The organism is Pseudonocardia pini, from assembly GCF_013870575.1.
Lineage (GTDB): Bacteria > Actinomycetota > Actinomycetes > Mycobacteriales > Pseudonocardiaceae > Pseudonocardia > Pseudonocardia pini.
In genome coordinates this window covers 1-3,623 of sequence record NZ_JACBXB010000582.1, presented here as the reverse complement: position 1 = coordinate 3,623, position 3,623 = coordinate 1, and the positions used below count along the sequence as shown (strand labels likewise).

Below are 3,623 nucleotides of genomic sequence, written 5' to 3'. Positions count from 1 at the left end.
CACAGCGCGAGCAGGCCGGCACGCACGTCGGCCTCCGCGCGGTGGGCGCACTCGTTGGCCAGCATGAGCCCGCTGATCGAGAGCCCCGTATCCCGGCACCGGGCCAACAGCTCGGCGCCGGTGGAGAACGGGTGCGGGACCGCGACCACCGGGGGCTGCCACAGCGCCTCGTCGACCACGAAGCCGCCGCCCACCGAGAAGTACTCGGCGGTGAGCACGGCGGTGCCGGTCGCGTCCGCCGCGCGGAAGCGCATCCCGTTGGGGTGGAAGGGGAGCGTGCGCCGCCGGTGCAGCACGACGTCCTGCGCGTCGAAGCCGATCTCCTGGCGCCCGGCGAGCCGCAGCCTGCCCGTGGCCCAGACGTCGTCCACGGTGGATGACCGCGGGTCGACCGTCTCCGGCTCCTCGCCCGCGAGCCCGCGCACGACCGCCCCGACGCTCCCGTGCCCCTTGCCGGTCGCCCCCAGCGACCCGAACAGCTCGGCCTTCACGTGGGTCACCCGGGGGAGCAGCCCCTCCCGGTCCAGCCGCGCGACGAACAGGTGCGCGGCCCGCATCGGGCCCACCGTGTGCGAGCTCGACGGCCCGATCCCGACGCTGAACAGGTCGAACGCGGAGACGGTCATCAGGTGTACTCGCAGGCCGCGTCGATCAGCCACTCCGCCAGGTAGGCGGCGAAGGAGGACCGCACCAGGATCCGGTAGTCGTTCTCGCCCAGGCAGAGCAGGACGACGTTCGCCTGGCCCAGCATCGTCACCGCGGCCGACCCCACGCCGAACGAGCGCGGGTGCAGGTCGATCGCGCACCCGGTCTCCAGGACGTCTCGGGCGTGGGCGCCGCGGAGCCGGATCGTGGTGCGCTGCGCGGAGACGTCCGTGCCGCCGGTCTCGGCCGCGAGCTCGGCGGGGGAGCGGAACGGGCTGGTCAGGAGGGTCTCGTCGGGGCCGAGCCACACGGCGTCGACCTGGTCGCCCTGGACCCAGCTGTTCGGGGCGAGCTCGGTCTGGCCGCGGACGTCGACCATGGCGTGGAACGGCTCGGACAGGATGCTCACCGAGTCGGGGAGCGCGGCGAACCGGCCCGCCCAGCCCGCGAGCGTGCCGGTGCGCGTGAGCAGGTCAGCCATCGCGGCGGGTCCCCTCCGGGTCGAACAGCACGGATCCGGTCACCTCGACGGGCACGAGCTCCCCGCCCACCGGGACGGTCAGGCGCTCGCCGATCCGCGCGTGCCCGCCCTTGACCAGGGCGAGCGCGAACGTGCGGCCGAGCGCGGCGCTGTGGTAGCTCGACGTGACGTGCCCGAGCATCGGCACCGGGGGAGCGGGCAGCGCGTCGGTCAGCTCCACGATCTGGGAGCCCTCCGGCAACCGGTACGCGGGGTCGACGGGCAGCAGCCCGACGAGCTGCTTGCGCAGCGGGTCCATGGTGGACGGCCGGGTGAACGACCGCTTCCCGATGAAGTCCGGCTTCTTCTTCGACACCGCCCAGCTCATCCCGAGGTCCTGCGGGGTGACGGTGCCGTCGGTGTCCTGGCCGATGATCGGGTAGCCCTTCTCGGCGCGCAGCACATGCATCGTCTCGGTGCCGTAGGGCGTGATCCCGTACGGCGCGCCGAGCTCGACCAGCCGCTGCCAGACGGCGAGGGCGTGCCAGCCGTCCACGCTCACCTCCCAGGCCAGCTCGCCGGAGAAGCTGATGCGCGCCAACCGGACCGGGACGCCGTCGAGCTCGGTGTCGAGGTAGCTCATGAACCCGAAGGCCTCGGTGGAGACGTCGACGTGCGGGGCGAACGCGCCGATCACGTCCCTGCTCCGCGGCCCGACCACCGGGAAGACCGCCCACTGCTCGGTCACCGACGTGAGGTGCACGCGCAGGTGCGGCCACTCCGTCTGCAGCCACTCCTCCATGTGGTCGAGGATCGGCGCAGCGCCACCGGTGGTGGTGTAGACGAGGAAGCGCTCGGGATCGACGCGCAGGACCGTGCCGTCGTCGATCACCATGCCGTCCAGGCCGCACATCACGCCGTAGCGGACCCTGCCGGGCTTCAGGCTCGACATCAGGTTCGTGTAGATCATGTCGAGGAACGCGCCGGCGTCCGGGCCCCGGACGTCGATCTTGCCGAGCGTGGAGCCGTCGAGGATGCCGACGGACGTGCGGGCCGCCGCACACTCGCGCAGGACCGCGGCCTCCATGTCCTCACCGGGTCGCGGGTAGTACCGCGGCCGCTTCCACTGCCCGACGTCCTCGAACACCGCCCCGTGCTCGACGTGCCAGGTGTGCAGCGCGGTCGTCCGCTCGGGATCGAACAGGCTTCCCCGCTCTCGCCCTGCCAGCGCGGCGAAGGCGACCGGTGTGTACGGCGGACGGAACGTGGTGGTGCCCAGGCTCTCGACGGGCACGCCCAGCAGCTCGGCGGTGATGCCGGAGGCGATCACCCCGGAGGTCTTGCCCTGGTCGTGCGCGGTGCCGATCGTGGTGTAGCGCTTGACGTGCTCGACGCTCCGCAGGCCCGCACCGACGGCGCGCGCGATGTCCGCGACCGTGGAGTCCCGCTGGAGGTCGACGAACTGCCGTGCGGCGTCGCCCGGGGTGCGCCAGATGACGCCGTTCGTGCGCGGCCGGGGCTCGGGGGTCTCGCCCTTCCCCTCGGCGAGGCAGCCCGCGAGGTCGAAGGTCCCGTTCGCCGCCCCGACGACGGTCACGCCCTCGACCGGCTCGCCGGGCCGGAAGGCGCCCAGCTCGGCGTCGTAGGCGAGCTTCCCGCGCACGTGCGAGTAGAGGTGTGCGGTGGGGTTCCACCCGCCCGAGAGCAGCAGGAGGTCGCAGGGCAGGTCGCCCTCGGGGGTGATCGCGTGGGTGAGCACGCCGTCGGCGCCGCCCCGGGTCCCGACGACGGTGGCCCCGGTCCGGACCTCCACCCCCGCTTCCCGACACCTTTGCTCTGCCCGCTCGGGTGCGGGCGCGGCGGCGGTGGTGCTTTGCTCTGCCTGCTCGGGTGCGGGTGGGGCGGTGCTTTGCTCTGCCTGCTCGGGTGCGGGTGGGGCGGTGCTTTGCTCTGCCCGCTCGGGTGCGGGTGGGGTGGTGCTTTGCTCTGCCCGCTCGGGTGCGGGTGCGGGTGGGGTCGCGCGCTCACCCACCCGCAGCGCGGCGGGCAGGGCAAAGGGCGGGCCGGCAGGGGTGGGGCGGGCATCGAGGAGGGTGACCTGTGCGCCCGCGGCCGCGAGGTCCGCGGCGGCGTCGTACGCGGCGTCGTCGCTGGTGAAGACGACCACCGAACGGCCCGCGAGCACGCCGTACCGGTGTAGCAGGTCCCGGGCGGAGGCGGCGAGCATGATGCCGGGGCGGTCGTTGTCCTCGATCACGATGGGCCGCTCGTGCGCGCCCGTCGCCACGACGACGTGCCCGGCGCGGATCCGCCAGACCCGCTGGCGGGAGATGGTCCGCGGCGCCTCCGGGAGGTGGTCGGTGCGGCGTTCCAGGGCCAGCACGAACCCGTCGTCGTACTGGCCGAAGGCGGTGGTGCGGGACAGGATCCGCACGTCCGGGTCCGTGCGCAGCTCCGCGAGGGTGTCCGCCACGAAGTCGGCGGCGCTGCGTCCACAGATCCGCTCGGTGCCCAGCAG

Annotated in this window: 3 protein-coding genes; all 3 read right to left on the bottom strand. The window is 73.6% G+C overall.

Going from position 1 to position 3,623, the window contains the following annotated elements; translation table 11 throughout:
• A partial coding sequence (locus tag H5J29_RS25170; RefSeq protein WP_281376105.1) for a serine dehydratase beta chain occupies positions 1-626 on the bottom strand: 626 nt, incomplete at its 3' end.
• A complete protein-coding gene (locus H5J29_RS25165; protein WP_181783501.1) occupies positions 626-1,126 on the bottom strand; it encodes a sarcosine oxidase subunit gamma in 501 nt (166 codons plus the stop codon). The genes H5J29_RS25165 and H5J29_RS25170, both read right to left, overlap by 1 nt.
• Positions 1,119-3,623, bottom strand: a complete 2,505-nt coding sequence (locus tag H5J29_RS25160; protein ID WP_246394263.1) for a glycine cleavage T C-terminal barrel domain-containing protein — start codon at positions 3,621-3,623, stop codon at positions 1,119-1,121. The genes H5J29_RS25165 and H5J29_RS25160 overlap by 8 nt, the downstream gene beginning before the upstream one ends.